At 68.3% G+C, this 18,261-nt stretch carries 19 protein-coding genes; 7 read left to right on the top strand and 12 right to left on the bottom strand.

Features of this window, described 5'->3' with window-relative positions; all coding sequences use genetic code 11:
* The first annotated feature begins 6 nt into the window (after positions 1 to 6).
* Both BIZ42_RS10380 and BIZ42_RS10375 read left to right on the top strand, forming a co-directional pair.
* Positions 7 to 972 carry a LysR substrate-binding domain-containing protein gene (locus BIZ42_RS10380; protein ID WP_046272285.1) on the top strand — a complete coding sequence of 322 codons (966 nt, stop codon included), beginning with the start codon at positions 7 to 9 and terminating at the stop codon, positions 970 to 972.
* 10 nt (positions 973 to 982) lie between these two features.
* Positions 983 to 1,885 (top strand): LysR substrate-binding domain-containing protein, encoded by a 903-nt coding sequence (locus tag BIZ42_RS10375; protein WP_019184860.1) that lies wholly within the window; start codon positions 983 to 985, stop codon positions 1,883 to 1,885.
* Here BIZ42_RS10375 and BIZ42_RS10370 read toward each other — a convergent pair.
* Together BIZ42_RS10370 and lepB are read right to left on the bottom strand one after the other, a co-directional pair.
* Positions 1,875 to 3,152, bottom strand: coding sequence for an MFS transporter (locus BIZ42_RS10370; RefSeq protein WP_070426388.1), 1,278 nt, complete (start codon positions 3,150 to 3,152; stop codon positions 1,875 to 1,877). The two genes, BIZ42_RS10375 and BIZ42_RS10370, sit on opposite strands and share 11 nt — an antisense overlap.
* Before the next feature lie 132 nt (positions 3,153 to 3,284).
* Positions 3,285 to 3,914 (bottom strand): signal peptidase I, encoded by a 630-nt coding sequence (lepB, locus tag BIZ42_RS10365; RefSeq protein WP_019184862.1) that lies wholly within the window; start codon positions 3,912 to 3,914, stop codon positions 3,285 to 3,287.
* 178 nt (positions 3,915 to 4,092) lie between these two features.
* Between lepB and BIZ42_RS10360 the strand changes: the two genes are divergently transcribed.
* Positions 4,093 to 4,503: a hypothetical protein gene (locus BIZ42_RS10360; protein ID WP_070426387.1), complete on the top strand. Its 411-nt coding sequence runs from the start codon at positions 4,093 to 4,095 to the stop codon at positions 4,501 to 4,503.
* 3 nt (positions 4,504 to 4,506) lie between these two features.
* Positions 4,507 to 4,956, top strand: coding sequence for a 3-dehydroquinate dehydratase (locus tag BIZ42_RS10355; protein WP_019184864.1), 450 nt, complete (start codon positions 4,507 to 4,509; stop codon positions 4,954 to 4,956).
* Positions 4,957 to 5,287: 331 nt separating this feature from the next.
* Here BIZ42_RS10355 and dcp read toward each other — a convergent pair whose 3' ends face one another.
* The 3 genes from dcp to arfB all read right to left on the bottom strand — a co-directional run bounded on the left by dcp (position 5,288) and on the right by arfB (position 8,629).
* Positions 5,288 to 7,444, bottom strand: coding sequence for a peptidyl-dipeptidase Dcp (gene dcp / locus BIZ42_RS10350; protein ID WP_019184865.1), 2,157 nt, complete (start codon positions 7,442 to 7,444; stop codon positions 5,288 to 5,290).
* 146 nt (positions 7,445 to 7,590) lie between these two features.
* Entirely contained in the window at positions 7,591 to 8,151 is a 561-nt protein-coding gene (locus BIZ42_RS10345) for a lysophospholipid acyltransferase family protein (protein ID WP_235318846.1), read from the bottom strand.
* 46 nt (positions 8,152 to 8,197) lie between these two features.
* Positions 8,198 to 8,629 carry an alternative ribosome rescue aminoacyl-tRNA hydrolase ArfB gene (arfB, locus tag BIZ42_RS10340; protein WP_019184867.1) on the bottom strand — a complete coding sequence of 144 codons (432 nt, stop codon included), beginning with the start codon at positions 8,627 to 8,629 and terminating at the stop codon, positions 8,198 to 8,200.
* A gap of 138 nt (positions 8,630 to 8,767) precedes the next feature.
* Between arfB and BIZ42_RS10335 the strand changes: the two genes are divergently transcribed.
* Positions 8,768 to 9,304, top strand: coding sequence for a DUF2059 domain-containing protein (locus BIZ42_RS10335; RefSeq protein WP_019184868.1), 537 nt, complete (start codon positions 8,768 to 8,770; stop codon positions 9,302 to 9,304).
* Between the two features lie 86 nt (positions 9,305 to 9,390).
* Here the strand turns inward: BIZ42_RS10335 and BIZ42_RS10330 are convergent, their stop codons facing one another.
* Genes BIZ42_RS10330 through BIZ42_RS10320 form a run of 3 tightly spaced genes read right to left on the bottom strand, consistent with a single transcriptional unit; the run spans position 9,391 to position 12,430 of the window.
* Positions 9,391 to 10,137, bottom strand: coding sequence for a pseudouridine synthase (locus tag BIZ42_RS10330; protein ID WP_070427501.1), 747 nt, complete (start codon positions 10,135 to 10,137; stop codon positions 9,391 to 9,393).
* Positions 10,134 to 11,792, bottom strand: coding sequence for a ubiquinone biosynthesis regulatory protein kinase UbiB (gene ubiB, locus BIZ42_RS10325; RefSeq protein WP_019184870.1), 1,659 nt, complete (start codon positions 11,790 to 11,792; stop codon positions 10,134 to 10,136). Before ubiB ends, BIZ42_RS10330 begins: the two co-directional genes overlap by 4 nt.
* Positions 11,789 to 12,430, bottom strand: a complete 642-nt coding sequence (locus BIZ42_RS10320; RefSeq protein WP_070426386.1) for an SCP2 sterol-binding domain-containing protein — start codon at positions 12,428 to 12,430, stop codon at positions 11,789 to 11,791. The genes ubiB and BIZ42_RS10320 overlap by 4 nt, the downstream gene beginning before the upstream one ends.
* 162 nt (positions 12,431 to 12,592) lie before the next feature.
* Between BIZ42_RS10320 and ddlA the strand changes: the two genes are divergently transcribed.
* Positions 12,593 to 13,699, top strand: coding sequence for a D-alanine--D-alanine ligase (gene ddlA / locus BIZ42_RS10315; RefSeq protein WP_070426385.1), 1,107 nt, complete (start codon positions 12,593 to 12,595; stop codon positions 13,697 to 13,699).
* Between the two features lie 81 nt (positions 13,700 to 13,780).
* Here the strand turns inward: ddlA and BIZ42_RS10310 are convergent, their stop codons facing one another.
* The 3 genes from BIZ42_RS10310 to oleC form a co-directional block, all read right to left on the bottom strand.
* The gene (locus tag BIZ42_RS10310) at positions 13,781 to 13,936 is read right to left on the bottom strand and encodes a DUF1328 domain-containing protein (protein ID WP_019184873.1); all 156 of its coding nucleotides are present in this window, start codon (positions 13,934 to 13,936) and stop codon (positions 13,781 to 13,783) included.
* A gap of 63 nt (positions 13,937 to 13,999) precedes the next feature.
* Complete coding sequence (gene oleD, locus BIZ42_RS10305) at positions 14,000 to 15,010, bottom strand: 2-alkyl-3-oxoalkanoate reductase (protein ID WP_070426384.1); 1,011 nt, start codon at positions 15,008 to 15,010, stop codon at positions 14,000 to 14,002.
* The gene (oleC, locus tag BIZ42_RS10300) at positions 15,007 to 16,662 is read right to left on the bottom strand and encodes an olefin beta-lactone synthetase (protein WP_070426383.1); all 1,656 of its coding nucleotides are present in this window, start codon (positions 16,660 to 16,662) and stop codon (positions 15,007 to 15,009) included. The genes oleD and oleC overlap by 4 nt, the downstream gene beginning before the upstream one ends.
* Before the next feature lie 103 nt (positions 16,663 to 16,765).
* On the opposite strand from oleC, the gene BIZ42_RS10295 reads away from it, so the two are divergent.
* Positions 16,766 to 17,191 carry a YkgJ family cysteine cluster protein gene (locus BIZ42_RS10295; RefSeq protein WP_019184876.1) on the top strand — a complete coding sequence of 142 codons (426 nt, stop codon included), beginning with the start codon at positions 16,766 to 16,768 and terminating at the stop codon, positions 17,189 to 17,191.
* 77 nt (positions 17,192 to 17,268) lie between these two features.
* On the opposite strand, the gene BIZ42_RS10290 is transcribed toward BIZ42_RS10295, so the two are convergent.
* Entirely contained in the window at positions 17,269 to 18,159 is an 891-nt protein-coding gene (locus tag BIZ42_RS10290; RefSeq protein WP_070426382.1) for an alpha/beta fold hydrolase, read from the bottom strand.
* Between the last annotated feature and the right edge of the window lie 102 nt (positions 18,160 to 18,261).

The raw sequence follows: 18,261 nt of genomic DNA, 5'->3' as shown, positions 1-18,261 counted from the left end.
GACGCCATGACCACGCCGCGCACGCCAAGTCCCCGGTTTTCCTACAAATCCGACCGGCTCAAGCCGCTGCGGGCGTTCTGCCAGACGGTCCGCCTCGGCTCAGTCTCACGGGCAGCTGAGGCGCTGTTCGTCAGCCAGCCGGCCATCAGCCAGCAGCTGCAGGCGCTGGAGCGCGAGTTGGGCGTCAGCCTGTTCGAGCGCAGCGGCCGCCGCCTGGTGCCCAGCCGCGAAGGGCAGCTGCTGTATGAAATGGCGCTGCCGCTGGTGGAGAACCTGGACGGGCTCGAGGCCAGCTTCCGCGACAAGGTGAAGGGGCTGGATGCCGGCGAGCTCAACATCGCGGCCAACAGCTCGACCATCCTGTACCTGCTGCCGCGCATCGTGGAGCGCTTCCGCCAGCGCCACCCGGATGTCCGCCTGACCCTGCACAACGCGATCAGCGCCGACGGCACCGACCTGCTGCGCAGCGATGCGGCCGACCTGGCGGTGGGCTCGATGACCGACGTGCCGGCCGACCTCAGCTACGCCCCGGCCTACCGCTTCGAACAGGTGCTGATCGCCCCGCCCGAGCACCCGCTGGCGCATGGCGAGCTGAGCCTGGAGGCGATCTCGCAGTACCCGCTGGTGCTGCCGCCCAAACGCCAGATCACGTACCGGCTGGTGGACCAGGTGTTCCAGCGGCATCGGCTGCCCTACACCGTCGCGCTCGAGGTCGGCGGCTGGGAAGTGATCAAGCAATACGTGGCGATGGGCATGGGCATCTCGATCGTGCCGGCGCTCTGCCTGCACGATGCCGACCGCGAGAAGCTGGTGACGCGCTCGATGAGTGCGTGGTTCCCGGAGCGGAGTTATGGCGTGATTGTGCGCCGCGGGCGGTTTCTGTCACCGCAGGCACGGGCGTTCATCGAGCTGATCCAGCCGGACCTGTTCAGTCCGCGCAGCTATGATGAAAGTGGTCATTCCGAGCGCTGACGTACGCCCCATGTCCATCGAACTCCGCCACCTGCGCTACTTCCTGGCCGTCGCCGAGACGCTGCACTTCGGCCGCGCGGCCGAGCGGCTGGGCATGTCGCAGCCGCCGCTCAGCCAGCAGATCCGCCAGCTGGAAACGCTGCTTGGCGCGCGGTTGTTCCTGCGTGCGAACCGCCGCGTGGAACTGACCGACGCCGGTCGCGTGCTGCAGGAGCAGGCGCGTGAGGTGCTGGCGCGGGTGGATACCGCGATCGATCTGACCCAGCGCGCGCAGCGCGGGGAAACCGGTGAGCTGCGCATCGGGCTGACCCGGGCCACACCGCTGTCCACGCAGATTCCGCGCGCGATCTTCGCCTACCGTCAGCAATTCCCGCAGGTGCAGTTGAAGCTGCGCGAGATGAATACCCTGCAGCAGATCGATGCGCTGATGGCCGGCGAGCTGGATGTCGGGTTGATCCGCAAACGTGCCCTGCCCGCGCCGCTGATGTCACGCAAGCTCTTCAGTGATCCACTTGCGCTGGTGGTGCACGACCAGCATCCGCTGGTGCGTGGGTTGCCGGCCGATGCGGCGGTGGCGCTGCGGCTGTTCGCGCATGAGCCGTTCGTCGGTTTCCTGCGCGAGGTGGGTGCGGGCATCCACGATCATGTCATCGCGCTGTGCCGCAGCGCGGGGTTCACCCCACGCATCGTGCAGGAGGCAGGGGAAGCCTCGACACTCATCAGCCTGGCGGCCTCGGGGCTGGGGGTAACGGTACTGCCTGCCTCGTGCTGCCATATCCAGGTGGACGGCGCGCGCTTCGTCGCACTCAGTGATCGCGCGGCCAGTTCCGAAGTGCACGTCGCCTGCCGACGCGGTGCGGCGTCGCCGCTGATCGGTCACTTCACCCGGCTGCTGCAGGGTGTCAGCGGCTGAGCGCGAGCGTCGCGGCACCCGGTTGCACGCGCTGGCCCAGGCGCCAGGCAATCGCGCCACCGGCCACGGTCAGTACGCCGACGAAGCCGCACACGCCCAGCCAGTCCCAGCGGGTGTAGAACACGCCGCCGAGCACGCCGGCCACGCTGGAGCCCAGGTAGTAGGCGAACAGGTACAGCGCGGACGCTTCGGCGCGCATCGCACCGGCGCGGCTGCCGACCCAGCTGCTGGCCACCGAGTGGCCGCCGAAGAAGCCGAACGTCACCAGCGCGATGCCGGCCGCCATGCAGCCCAGCCACGGCATCGCCAGCAGCACGATGCCCAGCGCGATCAATCCGTAGCAGATCGCCAGCACGCGGCTGCGGCCATGGCGGTTGGCCTGCTGCCCCATCCACGCCGAGCTGAAGGTGCCGACCAGATACACGCTGAAGATCAACCCGACCACGGTCTGGCTGAGGCCATACGGGGGTGCCAGCAGGTGGAAACCGAGGTAGTTGTAGAGGGTGACGAACACGCCCATCAGCACGAAGGCGGTCGCGAACAGCCACGGCAGACCGGGATCGCCGAACAGGCTGCGCCAGCGCGCCGGCAGTTCGCGCAGGCCGCCACGGCGGCTCTGGAAATGGCGCGAGGGCGGCAGCTGGATCCACAGCAGCACGGTGCTGAGCAGCGCGATCAGCGAGACCACGCCAATGCCCCAACGCCAGCCCCAATGGTCGGCGACGATACCCGCGATGAGACGACCGCTCATGCCGCCGATCGCGTTGCCGCCGATGTACAGGCCCATCGCCAGGCCCAGCGCGCGGCTGTCCATTTCCTCGGCCAGGTAGGTCATGCCCACCGCCGGTACGCCACTGAGCGCGATGCCGAGCAGCGTGCGCAGCACCAGCAACGTGGTCCAGTCATCCACCATCGCGGTGGCGACAGACAATACGCTCGACGCCAGCAACGCCGCGACCATCACGCTGCGGCGGCCGATGCGGTCGGAGATCAATCCTGCGATCAGCATCGAGACCGCCAGCAGACCGGTGCTCAGCGACAGGGTCAGCGCGCTGTTGGCCGCGGAGACGCCGAAGTGGCGACTGAATTCGGGCAGCAGCGGCTGCACCGTGTAGAGCAGCCCGAAGGTGGAGAAGCCGGCCAGGAACAGCGCGGCCGCCGTGCGCCGGAAGGCCGGGGTGCCCTGCTGGATCTGATCGCCGGCCGCCGCTGCGCTGGTGGTGGCCGGGGGGCTGCGGTCGGGGACCGCTGCGGTGTCGCCATTCATGCCGGTAAGGCCCGCGTGTGTGGGCCGGAGCGAGGAGTGAGCGCTCAGGATAGGCAGCGCCGGCAGGTCGATCCATAACCTGATAGGTCTGAATCGAGACGTTGCAGATATCGATTCAGTTCGCGACCCGGATTACAGCGTCTGCCAGGTCAAGCCTTCGCCGCGCCGGTAGTAAACATGCGAGGCCTTGCCGTACAGCGCGCTGGCCTGGACCAGGCCGAAGAAGCGGCCGTCGGCACTGTTGCCGCGGTGGTCGCCGAGCATCAGCACCTGCCCGGCGGGTACGGTCAGGCCGGTGATGTCCGGGCCACCGCCCTGGCCCAGATCCAGCTGCGCCAGATGCTGGCCGAAGTCCTCGATCTCACCCACCCCGGCCTGGGCCAGCGGATGGCCGTTGATGCTCAGGTGGCCGTCGTGCAGCTCGACCCGATCCCCGCCGACCGCCGCGATGCGCTTGATCAGGCGGGTGCCGTCCTGCGGGGAATCGAACACCGCCACGTCACCGCGCTGCGGCTGGCCGGTGTGCAGCAGCTCCACCGAGGTGAACGGCAGGCGCACGCCGTAGGCGCGCATGTCCACCACCACCCGGTCGCCCGGCATCAGCGTGTGCTGCATCGAGCCGCTGGGCACCTGGTAGTGGTTGGCCAGGGTGTCGCGCGCCGCGGCGAGCAGTCCGAGCATGACCAGCAGCGGCAGCGCTTCTTTCTTGAGCCAGCGCAGCAGGCGGTGGTCGGTGGGGGCAGCGGCGGCGGGGGTGTCCATACGGGCGCTCCAGGAAGTGTGTGGCTGTGACCGAATGGACGGCGGGCAAGTTCCCTGCCCCGCGCTGAAAAAGCTACGCACTGTTTACGCAGGGGCCGCCCGGTCGGCATCGCGGTTTTACGGGGCGCGGCCGCATCGTGGCGACACCGCGCCGAAGGGCGCTTCGAAGAGACGCTCCATGACCATCCTGCTGATCCGGCACACACCGTCGAACGCCGCGCCGGACGCGTCGCCGCTGCCTGCGCGGGTTGCCGGGCACCGCCTGGCCTGCCGCGACTGCGACTCCCTGCCGGCCCTGGTGCGCTGTCTGCAGCGTGCCCAGCGCAGCCGCCCGGCGCTGGTCCTGATCGCCACCGCAGCGGTCGATGCACCGCAGTGGGCTCGTTATGGCCAGGCGCTGCGCACCGCGCTGGAGGACCTGCCGGCGCCGTATATCGAGATGGCCAGCAACGACGACGACGCGCTGGACGAGCACCTGCATCCGCAGCACGCCCCGGCCGCGCGGGTGGTGTGCAGCAGCGGCCGCCAGGATGCGTGTCGCCTGTCGCTGGCGATCGCCGCCCATCGCCTGCAGTCCGTGGAGGGCTGAGCCATGTCGATCTTCATCATCCGCGGGCCGGAAGCGGCCGGGCAGCTGATCCGTACCGCGCAGCCGTTGCCGCCGCTCGTTCTCAAATCCCTGGTGCACCGTGCGATCGATGCGGGCACCACGGTGGCGATCCGCGCGTGCGGCTCGGAGCAGGAGTTGCTGGACGCCCTGCGCGTGGCCGATCACAGCCGTGGCGAAGTCACCCTGCTCGATCCGGGTGCATGCGTGGACAGCGCGCGCCTGCAGCGCCTGCTGCCGCATCTGCACAACGCCTACGTGGAAGTGCACGACGACGATGCGCGCGCACCGGAAGCGTGCCTGCCAGCGGATGTGGGCCAGCGCATCGGCGTGGCGCGCGGCTACTGCGCGCAGAGTTACATGCACGCGCTGGAGATCGCGCTGGATCACCTGGGGTGCAGTGAGATCGCCGAAGGCGTGCACGTGGGGACGTGAGGGATGCGGGCTAGTCGGTGGATCGGGCGCTGGGGCCCCATGCCCGACCCACCGACCAGCGCCAGACGCCTGGCTTCCGCCTGCCTCCCGCAGCCGAGCCCCGTAGCGGCCGGTAGGCTCCTGGGCAAAATCAAGGAGGAGGCCGCGTGGCGGCCGGGGGACATTTGCGCCAGGGGCCTATCGGCCGCTACGGGGCCCTCGAGCTCGCAGAAGACCCCAACGGAGCCGCCACCCAAAAAAAAACGGCAGGGTTTCCCCTGCCGTTTTCGTTTCAGCGTGTACCGGTGGCAAGCGTACCGACCAACGGTCGGTACCTACCGGGATGCCGCGATTACTTCAGGCCACGATTGACCAGCAGCGGCTCCACCGACGGATCCTTGCCGCGGAACTCGCGGTACAGATCCGCCAGCTCCACGCTGTTGCCGCGCGAGAGGATCTTGTCGCGGAACACCTGGCCGTTCTCCGGGGTCAGGCCGCCGTTCTCCTTGAACCACTCGAAGGCGTCATGGTCGAGCACTTCGGCCCAGAAGTAGGCGTAGTAGCCGGACGAATAACCGCCGCCCCAGATGTGGTCGAAGTAGCTGGTGCGGTAGCGCGGCGGCACCTGCGGCAGGTCGACCTTGAATTTCTTCAGCGCGGCCGCTTCAAACGGCGCCACGTCCTGCAGCTTGGCGTCGGCCGGCTGGGTGTGCCAGGCCAGGTCGAGCAGCGCCGCCGAGAGGTACTCGGTGGTCGCATAGCCCTGGTTGAAGGTGCGGGCCTTGAGGATCTTGTCGACCAGCGCCTGCGGCATCGGCTCGCCGGTCTTGTAGTTCTTGGCGTAGTTGGCGAAGACCTTCGGGTCCAGCGCCCAATGCTCGTTGAACTGCGAGGGGAACTCGACGAAGTCGCGCGAGGTGCTGGTACCGGCGATGGACGGGTACTTCACCTTCGAGAACATGCCGTGCAGCGCGTGGCCGAACTCATGGAACATCGTGGTCACGTCATCGAAGCTCAGCAGCGCGGGCTGGCCGGCGGCGGGCTTGGTGAAGTTGCACACGTTGTAGACCACCGGCTTGGCACCGGTCAGGCCGTCCTGTTCGACGAACACGTCCATCCAGGCGCCACCGGACTTGCTGTCGCGCTTGAAGTAGTCGGTGTAGAACAGGGCCAGCGAGGTGCCGTCCTTGTCGAACACTTCATAGACCTTCATGTCCGGATGGTAGGTGGGGATATCGGTACGCGGCTTGAAGGTGATGCCGTACAGCTGCGTGGCGGCGTAGAAGACGCCGTTCTGCAGCACGTTGTCCATCTCGAAGTACGGCTTGATCTGCGATTCGTCCAGGTCGTACTGCGCCTTGCGCACCTGTTCGGCGTAGAAGTCCCAATCGGAGGCAGCAAGCTTGAAACCGCCCTTCTGTGCGTCGATCACCTTCTGCATTTCGCTGATCTCGCCACGCGCCTTGGCGGTCGCGGCCGGCACGGTGTCGGTCAGCAGCTTGAGCGCGGCGGCCGGGGTCTTGGCCATCTGGTCGGCCAGGCTGTAGGCGGCGTAGTTCTCGAAGCCGAGCAGTTTGGCCTTCTGCGCGCGCAGCTGGGCCAGGCGCTGGATGGTCTCGCGTGTGTCGTTGGCGTCGCCCTTTTCAGCACGGGTTTCCGACGCCTTGAGCACGGCGGCGCGCTGCTCGCGGTCGCTCAGCGAGCCGAGCACCGGCTGCTGGGTGGTGTTCTGCAGCGGCAGCAGGTACTTGCCATCGAGGTTGCGGGCCTTGGCATCGGCGGCGGCGGTGTTGATCGCATCCTCGTCCAGGCCGGCCAGCTTGGCCTTGTCATCGACCACCACGGCACCGGCGGCGGTCGCAGCCACCAGACGGGTGTGGAACTGCGTGGCCAGCGTGGTTTCTTCCACGTTGAGCTTGCGCAGCGAGGCCTTGTCGGCATCGTTCAACTGCGCGCCGGCGCGCACGAACTCCTGGTAGTCACGCTCGACCAGGCGCTTCTGCACCGGGTCCAGGCCCAGCGCGTCGCGCTGGTCGTAGATGGTCTTGATGCGGGCGAACAGCTTCGGGTCGAGGTTGATCTCGTCCTGGTGCTCGGCCAGCTTCGGGGCGACTTCTTCCTGCACCTTCTGGCGTGCATCGTTTGTGTCGGCCTGGACCAGGCCGAAGAAGATGCGCGACACGCGGGTCAGGGTCTCGCCGCTGCGCTCCAGCGCTTCGATGGTGTTGTCGAAGGTGGCCGGCTCGGGGTTGTCGGCGATCTTGCGGACTTCGGCCAGGTGCTGCTTCATGCCTTCGTTGAAGGCCGGCAGGTAGTCACTGTCCTTGATCCTGTCGAACGGCGGCGCCTGGAACGGCAGCGTGCTGGCGCTCAACAGCGGGTTGGCGGACGCATCGGCCGGCTGCTGGGTCGGGGCGGGCTGGGTATCGGTCACGGGGGTGGACTCCTTGCCGGAACAGGCCGCCAGCGCCAGGCTGATGGCAGCGGCCAAAACTACGGTACGCGACATGAAACGGGCTCCTTGGATGAGGGCGCGGGACGGAAAATCCCACAGCCGGTCACCCTACTCCCAAAGCCCGCAGGCGGCATGTGCCGGTCGTGGCGCGTGGCTGTGCGGGCCGTGGGGGCTCCCCAGTCCGGCCCGCCTGGCGGCGTTCAGACGGTGCCGCGGGTCTTGCCCTGCCAGGGGCGGTAGTACTCGCGGATCGCAGCCATGTCGGCCACGTCGTTGCCGGTGGGATGGAACAACGGGCCGATGCCGATGGTCTTCTCGGGGTAGTGGAAGTACGCGGCCAGCACCGGCACGTCGGCCATGCGCGCGATCTTGAGGAAACCGGCCTTCCAGTGCTGCACCGCTTTGCGCGTGCCTTCCGGGGTGATCGCGTACCACAGGCGGTCCGAGCCCCGGATCAGGCTGACCGCCTGTTCCACGGTGCCCTGCGGCGAGCTGCGGTCCAGCGGGATGACGCCCAGCTTGCGCAGCAGCGGCCCCAGCGGCCACCAGAACAGCGAGGCTTTGCCCAGCACCTTGACCTGCATGCCCAGTGCGATCTTCGCTGCCATGCCCCAGAAGCCGTCCCAGTTGGACGAATGCGGGGCGATGATGAAGACCAGCTTGGGTACGTCCGGCAGGGTGCCGGTCACTTTCCAGCCGCCCAGGCGCAGCGTGCAGCGGGCCAGCCAGCGGAGGAAGCGGTTCGGTTTGACCTGCGGCATGTTCGGCGGAACCACCGGCAACAGCGGACTTCGGTTGTTCAAGCAATCACTCCCAATTGCGTGTGGTGCGCCCGCGCTTGATCTGCGCGCGCCCCTTTTTGGCGTCCAGACGACGCAGTTTCGACCCGTAGGTCGGCTTGGTGGCCACGCGCGCCTTGGGCACGCTCAGCCCCGCCTGGATGAAGGCGGCCAGTCGATCGCGCGCGTCCTCGCGGTTACGGTCCTGGGTACGGAAACGCTGTGCATCGATGACCAGCACGCCTTCGCCGGTCATGCGCCGGTCGCGGCGGGCCAGCAGGCGCGCGCGCAACGGCTCGGGCAACGAAGGCGAGCCGGCCACGTCGAAGCGCAGTTCGACGGCGGTGGAGACCTTGTTGACGTTCTGGCCACCGGCACCGCTGGCGCGCACGAAGCGCTCGACGAGTTCCGTCTCCGGAATCGTCAGGTGCGCGCTGATGGTGACTGGCCCGTTGCCCATGGGCGGCATTGTAAGGGGAGGACCCGTCGGCCGGGTGACTGCAACGTGCGCGGATGTCGCCGATAACGTCCTCAATTACGGCCTGATGACGCCATCGCAGGTATTCTCCGGAGTCCACGCAACGCAGGATGCTCCGCCATGTCACTGATCCGCCCGCTGGCCCGCCGCGGCCTGACCCGCTTCACCCTGGCCCTCGCGCTGGGCCTGGCCGCGATCGCGCCGGCCCTGGCCGCGCCGCCGTCGGATGCCGACATCAACCGCCTGCTGGCCGCCTCGCGCGCGCAGAGCATGCTCGATACGATGCTGCCGCAGATCGAGGCGATGCAGCGCCAGCAGTTCCAGCAGGTGGCCCAGCAGCGTCAGCTGGATGCGACACAGCAGGCCCAGCTGCAGCGGATCGAGCAGCGGACCAGCCAGACGGTGCGCCAGGCGTTGTCGTGGAAGGAACTGCGGCCGATGTACGTGGATCTGTACAAGCAGACCTTCAGCAAGGAAGACGTGCTGGCGATGGCCGAGTTCTACGAGAGCTCGGCCGGGCAGAGCCTGTTGGACAAGACCCCGGCGCTGATGCAGAACGTGATGGTGGCGATCCAGGCCAAGATGCAGCCGCTGTTCGTGGATCTGCAGAAGGACCTGGAAGCGATCGTCAATGAGCCGGCGCCGGCAAAAAAATAACCGGTAGAGCCGACCGTTGGTCGGCTGTCGTGAAGTAGAGCCGACCGTTGGTCGGCTGTCGTGAAGTAGAGCCGACCGTTGGTCGGCTATCGCACGTCCCAACCAAACAGATCCATCGCCTTGCGGAATTCCCCGTCCACCGGCGCGCTGATGTCCATCGGCGTGCCGTTCGGATGCGGGAAGCGCAGGCGCTCGGCGTGCAGCAGCATGCGGTGGATGCCCTGCATGCGGAAGCTGCGGTTGTGGCGACCGTCGCCGTGGCTGGTGTCGCCGATCAGGTGATGCGAGAGGTGCTTGAGGTGGCGGCGGATCTGACGGAACCGGCCGGTCTGCGGCTGGCAGCGCAGCAGGGCGTAACGTGAGGTCTCGAACCCGCCCATCGGAATGGCGATCTCGCCCACGGCGACGCGCTGGAAGTGGGTGATCGCCTGCTTCTTGACCGGCTTGCCGGGGCCGCCATCCAGGTCATGGTCGACGGTAAAGGCCTCGTCGGCCGGCCACCCACGGCAGATCGCCAGATAATCCTTGGTGACGTCGCCACCCATCAGCGATTTGCCGAGCACGCTGGCGCTTTCGCGATCAAAGGCGAGCAGCAGGCAGCCGCTGGTGGCGCGGTCCAGGCGGTGGACGAGGAAGATCGGCTTGCCGAGCTGTTCGCGCAGGCGGTCGGCGAGGAAGTCGTCTTCGCCGCGGGCGAGCTTGCTGTCGTGGACCATCAGCCCGGCGGGCTTGTTGACCACGGCGAGCTGGTCGTCCAGGTGCAGCAGTTGCAGGGGCGGAAGCGCAACAGGCGCCTCGGCGATGGCCTCGGCCTGCAGTTCGATCGCGCTCATCGGCGCCACCAGGCACTGGCCAGCGAGAACACGCCCGCCGCGCCGGTCACCCAGCTCCACACCGGGGCATCGCCGAAGTACCAGCCGCCCGGCTGCAGGCCATACAGCACCGCAGCGACGATCATCAGGCCAACGCCGGCGATCGCGGCCACCGCACGCTTCTGCAGCTTCTGCACGCTGACATTCAGCGCGGCCAGATCGCGCGAGCGCATCGACAATTCGTGGTCGCCTTCCACCTGCTGGCGCAGCCAGGCATGGACCAGGCGCGGCATGTCCGGGGTATGCGTCATGATTTCAGGCAGGCGCTTGCGCACTTCCTTGAGCACGCGGCGCGGGCTGTAACGTTCGCGCAGGATGCGTTCGAGCACCGGCCGTGCGACCGCCCAGATATCCAGTTCCGGATCGAGCTGACGGCCGACACCTTCGATGTTGAGCAGGGTCTTCTGCAGCAGGATCAGCTGCGGCTGCAACGTGAGCTCGTAACGCTGGGCCACCCGGAACAGCTTGATCAGCACCTCGGCCAGCGAGATCTGCGACAGCGGTCGGGTGAAATAGGGTTCGCACACCGAGCGCGCGGCCGCTTCCAGCTCATCGATGCGCACGTTGTTGGGCATCCAGCCGGCTTCGACATGCAGCGCGGCCATGCGCCGGTAATCCTTGTTGAAGATGGCCATGAAGTTCTCGGCCAGGTAGTACTGATCTTCTTCGGAGAGCTGGCCCATGATGCCGAAATCCAGCGCGATGAAGCGCGGGTTGTCCCGGCGCGCCGGATCGGTGTCGACCCAGATGTTGCCGGCGTGCGCATCGGCGTGGAAGAAGTTGTCGCGGAACACCTGGGTGTAGAACACCCGCACGCCCTTGGCGGCCAGGGCCTTGCGGTCGATGCCGGCCTTGTCCAGCGCGACGATGTCATCGGACGGGATGCCCCACACGCGCTCCAGGGTCAGCGCGCGTTCGGCGGTGTGGCTCCAGATCACCTCGGGCACGTACAGATCGTCCGAGTCGATCCAGTTGCGGCGCAGCACGCTGGCATTGGCGCCTTCGCGCTGCAGATCCAGCTCGGCGGCCAGGGTGTTTTCAACTTCGGCGACCACTTCGCGCGGGCGGATCTTGTCGGCGCGCGGGTGCGCGCGTTCGATCAGCGCAGCGGCCGATTTCAGCAGTGCGATGTCCGCGTCGATCTGCTTTTCAATGTCCGGGCGCAGCACCTTGACCACCACCTGGCGTCCATCGGCCAGCGTGGCCGCGTGCACCTGCGCGATCGAGGCCGAGGCCAGCGGCTGCAGATCGAAGCTGGCGAAGGCTTCGCTGACCGGGCGGCCGAGCGCACGTTCGACGATCGCCTGCGCGGTGGCGCCATCGAACGGCTTGACCCGGTCCTGCAGCAGGGTGAGCTCGTTGGCGACATCGGCCGGGATCAGGTCGCGGCGGGTGGAGAGGATCTGGCCGAACTTGACGAAGATCGGGCCGAGGTCCTGCAGCGCCAGGCGCAGGCGCGCGCCGCGCGACTGTGCGGCGATGTCGGCCGAGGCGCGTGGTACGAACGGTTTTGCCAGGCGCAGCCAGCGTTCGGCCGGGGTGCCCTGGAGCAGATCGTCGAGGCGGTAGCGCAGGATGATGCGGCCGATGCGGCTGGCCCGGAAGATCGCCTTCATGCGTCCACCTGCCGCAGGCGCTGGACGCGCACGGCCATGCGTTCAACGTCGTCGCGCATCACGTCCACATCGTCGTGGAAGGCATCCAGTTCTGCTCGGGGTACCACGTCGCGCGACTCCTCGGTGACAAATTCAGCGGCGCTGTGCGCCAGGTCGGACGCGCCGCGGCGCGCGTGCTGCAGTGCCGAGCGCAGGGTGTTGGCGATCTGCACGCCCATCACCTCGCCGAACACGCGCACGAACGGCTGCTGCCAGTCCGGATCGAAACGGGTCGCCAGCTGCTGCAGGCGGCGGGCCAGTTCGGCATCACCGGAGACCTTGACCCGCCCGGCCGGCGCATCACCGCCACGGCGGGCGTTGGCCAGGAACGGCAGCTGGGCCAGCACCCCGCCCAGCGTGCTGCGCACGGCCAGGTCCGGCTCCTGCTGCGGATCGACCGGGCCGACCGTGAGCCGCTCACCGTCCACCCCGATCCGCATCGCCAGCGCGGGCGATTCCAGGGTCAGGGCGACGTGGCGGCCATCCAGCGCGGCCAGCGCGCTGCGGGTGTCCGGGTCCAGCGCCAGTGCGCGGTTGAGCGTGAGCTGCAGCGCATTGCCAGCCAGCGGCTTGAGGGAAGAGAGCAGGGAACGGGCCATCACCGCATTCTACCGCGCGCCCTTGAACGGCGGGCGTCCGCTGGCATCACGCCTGGCCACGCGCCAGGTGCCCACCACATCGACACCGGACACGCGTTTTCGCGGGCGCCGACTCGGTTCATGCTATGGCTTCCCAACACAGCGACAGGAGCGGCAACAGGCATGGGCAAGACCCGGGTAGGCATCATCTTCGGCGGCCGGTCGGCCGAGCACGAGGTTTCGCTGCAATCGGCGAAGAACATTCTCGATGCGCTGGACAAGGACCGGTTCGAGGTCAGCCTGATCGGGATCGACAAGCAGGGCCAATGGCATGTGAGCGACCCGCGCGACTTCCTGCTCAACGCCAGCGACCCGGCACGGATCGCGCTGCACCGCTCGGGCAATGCGGTGGCAGTGCGGCCCGGCCTGGAGCGGCAGCAGCTGGTCCCGACCGATCCGGCCACCGCGCTGGAGCAGATCGACGTGGTGTTCCCGATCGTGCACGGCACGCTGGGCGAGGATGGCTCGCTGCAGGGCCTGCTGCGCATGGCCAACCTGCCCTTCGTCGGCTCCGGCGTGCTGGGCTCGGCAGTGGCGATGGACAAGGACGTGGCCAAGCGCCTGCTGCGCGATGCCGGGCTGGCGGTGGCGCCGTTCGCCTGCTTCAACCGGGTCAGCGCGGCCGGGGCCGATTACGCCACGCTGGTCGCCGAGCTGGGCACACCGCTGTTCGTGAAGCCGGCCAACCAGGGCTCCTCGGTGGGCGTGAGCAAGGTGCGCAACGCGGCGGACTTCCATACTGCCTTGGCGCTGGCGCTGTCGTTCGATCACAAGGCGCTGGTGGAAGCGGCGATCGACGGCCGCGAGATCGAGTGCGCCGTGCTGGGCAATGAACACCCCGAGGCCAGCGTCTGTGGCGAGGTGGTCGTGCACGATGATTTCTATTCCTACGACACCAAGTACATCAGCGAAAGCGGTGCGGACATCGTGGTGCCGGCGGCCATCACCGATGCCGAGCAGTCCCGTATCCGGGAGATCGCGGTGCGGGCCTACCAGGCGCTGGACTGTGCGGGCCTGGCCCGGGTGGATGTATTCCTGACCCCGGCTGGGGAAGTGGTGATCAATGAGATCAACACGCTACCCGGCTTCACCCGCATCAGCATGTACCCGAAGTTGTGGGCCGCCAGCGGGCTGGATTACACCGCATTGATCACGCGGCTGCTGGAACTGGCGATGGCCCGGCATGCCCACGAGCGCGATCTGCGCAGCTCCATCGCAACGACGGCCTGATCATCGTCGCCGATGTCAGGCCGTCGTGGTTTCCGCAGCGCGTCCCACGCCGGAGAGAGGTGGCGTGGGACGCGCCGGACACTAGGTCCGCTTGCGGAACATCGACACCACCGCCAGGATCAGGAAGACGACGAACAGGATCCAGGCGACGTTGCTGGCAGCGCCGGCAATGCCCGAGAAACCAAGTACCGCCGCGATGATGGCGATGACAAAAAAGATGACGGCGTAATGCAGCATGTCGACCCTCGCGTTGATGCGTGCCGGAGTTGGCGTGGGTCCATGTTCACCAACCCGCGGTGTTCAGGGAGTGATGGATTCCTGTGCGTTCGATGAAGATGCCAGCCGCAGCAGCCCTTCTTCGATGCTGACCCGGGGCACATAGCCGAAGTCCCGGCGCGCCGGTTCCATGCTGTACCAGTGCGGCGTGCACAGCTGCTCGGCCAGGAAGCGGGTCATCGGCGGTTCGCCGCGCAGGCGCAGCAGCGGCCACAACCGCTCGCAGACCGCACCGATCCGGTAGGCGGTCCTGAAGCTGATCGACCGGGTCACCGGCGGGGCGTCCACGGCGGCCAGCAGCTTGTTGAGCAGCTCGCGCATCGGCAGCGGCTCGCCGTTGGAGATGAAGTACGCCTTGCCGGCGCAGGCCGCGCCCGGGGCCAGGTGCTCCAGGGCGAGGAAGTGGGCCAGTGCGGCGTTGTCGATGTAGGTGGTATCGACCTTGTTCTGCCCATCGCCGACGAAGCGCAGGCGGCCGGCACGGGCGCGCTCGGCCAGGCGCGGCACCAGCTGCTGGTCGCCCGGGCCCCAGATCAGCCGGGGCCGCAACGCCACGGTAGCCAGCTGCGCATCGTTGGCGGCCAGCACGCGTTGCTCGGCGATGGCCTTGGTGGCCGCATACGGCGCTTGGAAGTTCTCGCCATAGGGCACCTCATCGGCGCCCAGGCCCTCGACCGGATGGGTGGCGCGATGGGTCACGCTGGGCGTGGAGGTGTAGACCAGCTTGCCCACGCCGTGCGCGCGGCAGGCCGCGATGACGTTGTCGGTGCCGACCACGTTGGCCTGGTGGTAGCTGTCATAGCTGCCCCAGGCACCGGCCTTGGCGCCATTGTGGAAGACCGCATCGACCCCGGCCACCGCGTGCATCACCGCCTGCGCATCGGCCAGGTCGCCGCGGATCTGGCCCACGCCCATCGCCTGCAGCGCAGGGTAATGGCCGCGGTTGAACGCCAGCACCTGGTGGCCGCGCGCGACCAACCCCTTGCACAGGGCCTGGCCAAGGAAGCCGCCGCCACCGGTAACGAGGATCTTCATGCGTGCTGCTCCAGTTGCGCGGTGGCCCAGACCGCGAGCTTCTCGCGGCCGATCTTGGCGTTGTGGCGGATGTCGACCGGGAAGGCCGGGTGCAGCAGGAAATGGGCGATGCGTGCGGTGTGTGCGTGTGCCGCCGCTTCCCGGCGCAGGCGCTCGACCAGGGCGGGCGAATCGACGGTGCCGGGCTGCAGTTCGTAGCACAGCACCGGCCGCTGGCGGCCCGGCGCGCCGACGCCGACCAGCGCGGTGCGGGCGATGCCGTCCAGTGCGTTGAACACCGGCTCGACCTGTTCGGTGTACAGCGGGCCGTGCGCGGTTTCCACGCGCTGGGTCTTGCGGCCGCAGAACCACAGCCGGCCCTGCGCATCGAAATAGCCGACGTCGCCCATCCGGTGTACGACGCGCGTGCCGCCGTCGGCCAGAGTCTCGGTGATCTTCGCCGCCGCGGTGGCCTGCGGGCGGTTGAAGTAGCTGTCGGTGGCGGTCGGACCGGCCACGGTGATCTCGCCGACCTCGCCGGCGGCCAGCACACGGGCCTGCGACCAGCCCGGCAGCGGCGCGTCATCGATGGCGATGATGCGCACCTGGTTCGGCGCGACCACGCGGCCGACGCAGGTCCCGGCGCCGGCCTCGGTGGCCTGGCGGGTGTTCTCCAGCTCTCGACCTTCGATCACCGCCACCGGCAGGCACTCGGTGGCGCCGTAGGGGGTCCAGAACTGGGCGTCGTCGGGCAGCAGGCGGCGGATCCGCGCGACCACGTCCGGCGGCACCGGTGCCCCGGCCGAGGTCACCCGGCGCACGCTCGGCAGCGGCTGGCCGTGATCGGCCAGGACCCGCATCAGCGCCGGTGAACCGAACAGCTGGGTGACGCCGAAGCGGTTGATGGCGTCATGCAGCTTGCGCGGGTCCGCCTGGGCCGGCCGGGTCGGATCCATGTCCGGGATCACCGAGGTCAGCCCCAGTGCCGGATCGAACAGCGCGAACGGCGGGAAGGTCGGCAGGTCGACCCCACCCGGCTCCATCCCGAAGGCGGCGCGCAGCAGTTCGATCTGGCCCACGAAATGACGGTGGCGGTAGACCACGCCCTTGGGCACGCCGGTGGAGCCGCTGGTGAACAGGATCGCGGCGACGTCCTCCCCATCGGTCGGGGCCAGCGCAGGCGCCACCGTGGCGCCCTGGGCTTCTAGCCGGGCCAGGGTGGTGCCACCCCAGCCCCAGCGGCGGCCGACGGTCACCAGCAGGCGTGCGGAGCGGCACCAGCGCAGCGCCAGGCGCGCCACGTGGGCCAGGCCGATGCCGATGAAGGCCTCCGGCTGGGCCTCGTCCAGGCATTGTTTCAGCGCGCGCTTGTCGATGCCCGGGTCGACCAGCACCGGCACCGCGCCGTTCTTGAACAGCGCGAACATCAGCAGGAAGAACTCCGGCGAGGGCCGCACCATCACCACCGCGCGCACGCCGCGGCCGATGCCGTGCGCGGCCAGACCGGCCGCCATCGCGTCGCTGCGGGCGTTGAGGGTGCGGTAATCCAGGGTGACGTCGTAGCGCGCCATGCCGCCGGGCCCGGGCGTGCCGGGGCAGCGGATGGCGATCTGGTCGGGGCGTTCACGGGCCAGCTCGGGCAGGCGCGCGGCGATATTGATGGCGCTGTTCATCCGTTCATTGTCGCCGCTGCAGAAAATTCTTGCGCGCCGGCCGTTGGCGTGGAAAATTCGCGCCCTTCCCTCCTGCTTCGCTGCCGCCCAAGGCCGGTGCCCCATGCCCCATCCCTGCCTCACCTGCGGCGCCTGCTGCACCCAGTACCGTGTGGCCTTCCACTGGATGGAATCGGACGAGGTCACCCCGGGGGGCGTCCCGCACGAGCTCACCCAGGTGCTGGACCCGCACCGGCTGTGCATGCGCGGCACCCTGTCCAAGCCGGTCTACTGCGTGGCGCTGGATGCGGAGATCGGGGTGTATTCGCGCTGCAGCATCCACCCCAACCGCCCCAGCGTGTGCCGTGAGGTGGACGCCTCGTGGGAGTACGGCAAGGCCAGCCCGCAGTGCGACAAGGCGCGCATCGCGCACGGCATGCCGGCGCTGACCCTGGCCGACTGGCGCTGGCGGGACGAGGCGGGCAATGATGATGATCATCCCGATGACAACGGCAATTCGCCGGCCCCGCAGGCGCCGATCGCGGCGTAGTTGGGGGCGCCGGGGTCAGGGCGCGGGGGCGGAAGCAGCCGACCAACGGTCGGCTCTACCGGGGATGGGGCAGCCGATCAGATCGGATTCGCGTCCAGGAAGGCGCGGATCTTCGGCACCAGGACCTCGTGCTTGTCCTCCAGCACGTAATGCCCGGCATCCTCGAAGGCGTGCACCTGCGCCTGCGGCAGCGCGGCCTGGAAACCCTTCAGGAAGTGATGGTCGAACACGAAGTCGCGCAGGCCCCAGCCGATGAACGCCGGGCGGTCGGCGTAGCTGGGCAGGGTCTGGCCGGAACGCTCCAGCAGCGACCAGGCCTTGTCGGCCGGTGACAGCGGGATGTCCTGCATGAAGCGGATGGTGCTGATGCGGTTGGCGTAGCTGTTGTACGGCGACACGTACGCGCGGCGCACGTCCGCCGGCATCTTCCGTTCCACGCCCAGCCACGAAGCACCGGAGGAGAAGGCGTTGAAGGTGCGGATGAGCCACTCGCCGATCTTCCAGTGGCGACCCAGCGCGATCTGCCACGGCATCTTCTTCGCGGCCGGCATCGGGAAGGCGGCGGTGTTGAGCACCACCAGGCGCTTGACCTGCGCGTGGTGCGACAGCGCCCAGCCAAAGCCGATCATGCCGCCCCAGTCGTGCACGGCCAGGGTCACCGGGCCGGTGATGCCCAGGTGCGCGAGCAGCGCGTCCAGGTCATCCACGCGCGACTGCAGGGTGTAGTCGTAGTGCGCATCATCGGGCTTGTCCGACAGGCCCATGCCGATATGGTCCGGCACGATGCAGCGGTACTTGTCCGACAGGCCGGCCACCAGGGTGCGCCAGTAATAGCTCCACGACGGGTTGCCGTGGACCATCACCACCACCTCGCCATCGCGCGGGCCTTCGTCGAGATAGCTCATCGACAGGCCGGGGCGCACCTGGAAGCGGTGCGGATGGGCGGGGTAACCGGGCAGCTGGGGCATTCAATCGCACCTGTGAAAAGGGCCGGCAGAACCGGCCCTTGATGTTCAATTCCGGCGCAGCAGACACGGCCCCGGAAGCAACGCCGCAGCAGGCTGCGGCCA

The organism is Stenotrophomonas sp. LM091 (assembly GCF_001806305.1).
In the GTDB taxonomy this organism is placed as follows: domain Bacteria; phylum Pseudomonadota; class Gammaproteobacteria; order Xanthomonadales; family Xanthomonadaceae; genus Stenotrophomonas; species Stenotrophomonas bentonitica_A.
This window is presented reverse-complemented; position numbering and strand designations above follow the sequence as displayed.

Bases quoted from the DNA above. Each gene is read 5' to 3' on its own strand.
- BIZ42_RS10320 (WP_070426386.1), bottom strand. From the start codon at position 12,430: ATGGCCCGTTCCCTGCTCTCTTCCCTCAAGCCGCTGGCTGGCAATGCG.
- dcp (WP_019184865.1), bottom strand. From the start codon at position 7,444: ATGTCGCGTACCGTAGTTTTGGCCGCTGCCATCAGCCTGGCGCTGGCG.
- ubiB (WP_019184870.1), bottom strand. From the start codon at position 11,792: ATGAAGGCGATCTTCCGGGCCAGCCGCATCGGCCGCATCATCCTGCGC.
- BIZ42_RS10295 (WP_019184876.1), top strand. From the start codon at position 16,766: ATGCCCCATCCCTGCCTCACCTGCGGCGCCTGCTGCACCCAGTACCGT.
- ddlA (WP_070426385.1), top strand. From the start codon at position 12,593: ATGGGCAAGACCCGGGTAGGCATCATCTTCGGCGGCCGGTCGGCCGAG.
- BIZ42_RS10290 (WP_070426382.1), bottom strand. From the start codon at position 18,159: ATGCCCCAGCTGCCCGGTTACCCCGCCCATCCGCACCGCTTCCAGGTG.
- arfB (WP_019184867.1), bottom strand. From the start codon at position 8,629: ATGGGCAACGGGCCAGTCACCATCAGCGCGCACCTGACGATTCCGGAG.
- BIZ42_RS10360 (WP_070426387.1), top strand. From the start codon at position 4,093: ATGACCATCCTGCTGATCCGGCACACACCGTCGAACGCCGCGCCGGAC.
- BIZ42_RS10310 (WP_019184873.1), bottom strand. From the start codon at position 13,936: ATGCTGCATTACGCCGTCATCTTTTTTGTCATCGCCATCATCGCGGCG.
- lepB (WP_019184862.1), bottom strand. From the start codon at position 3,914: ATGGACACCCCCGCCGCCGCTGCCCCCACCGACCACCGCCTGCTGCGC.
- BIZ42_RS10355 (WP_019184864.1), top strand. From the start codon at position 4,507: ATGTCGATCTTCATCATCCGCGGGCCGGAAGCGGCCGGGCAGCTGATC.
- BIZ42_RS10370 (WP_070426388.1), bottom strand. From the start codon at position 3,152: ATGAATGGCGACACCGCAGCGGTCCCCGACCGCAGCCCCCCGGCCACC.
- BIZ42_RS10335 (WP_019184868.1), top strand. From the start codon at position 8,768: ATGTCACTGATCCGCCCGCTGGCCCGCCGCGGCCTGACCCGCTTCACC.
- BIZ42_RS10380 (WP_046272285.1), top strand. From the start codon at position 7: ATGACCACGCCGCGCACGCCAAGTCCCCGGTTTTCCTACAAATCCGAC.
- BIZ42_RS10345 (WP_235318846.1), bottom strand. From the start codon at position 8,151: ATGCCGCAGGTCAAACCGAACCGCTTCCTCCGCTGGCTGGCCCGCTGC.
- BIZ42_RS10375 (WP_019184860.1), top strand. From the start codon at position 983: ATGTCCATCGAACTCCGCCACCTGCGCTACTTCCTGGCCGTCGCCGAG.
- oleD (WP_070426384.1), bottom strand. From the start codon at position 15,010: ATGAAGATCCTCGTTACCGGTGGCGGCGGCTTCCTTGGCCAGGCCCTG.
- oleC (WP_070426383.1), bottom strand. From the start codon at position 16,662: ATGAACAGCGCCATCAATATCGCCGCGCGCCTGCCCGAGCTGGCCCGT.
- BIZ42_RS10330 (WP_070427501.1), bottom strand. From the start codon at position 10,137: ATGAGCGCGATCGAACTGCAGGCCGAGGCCATCGCCGAGGCGCCTGTT.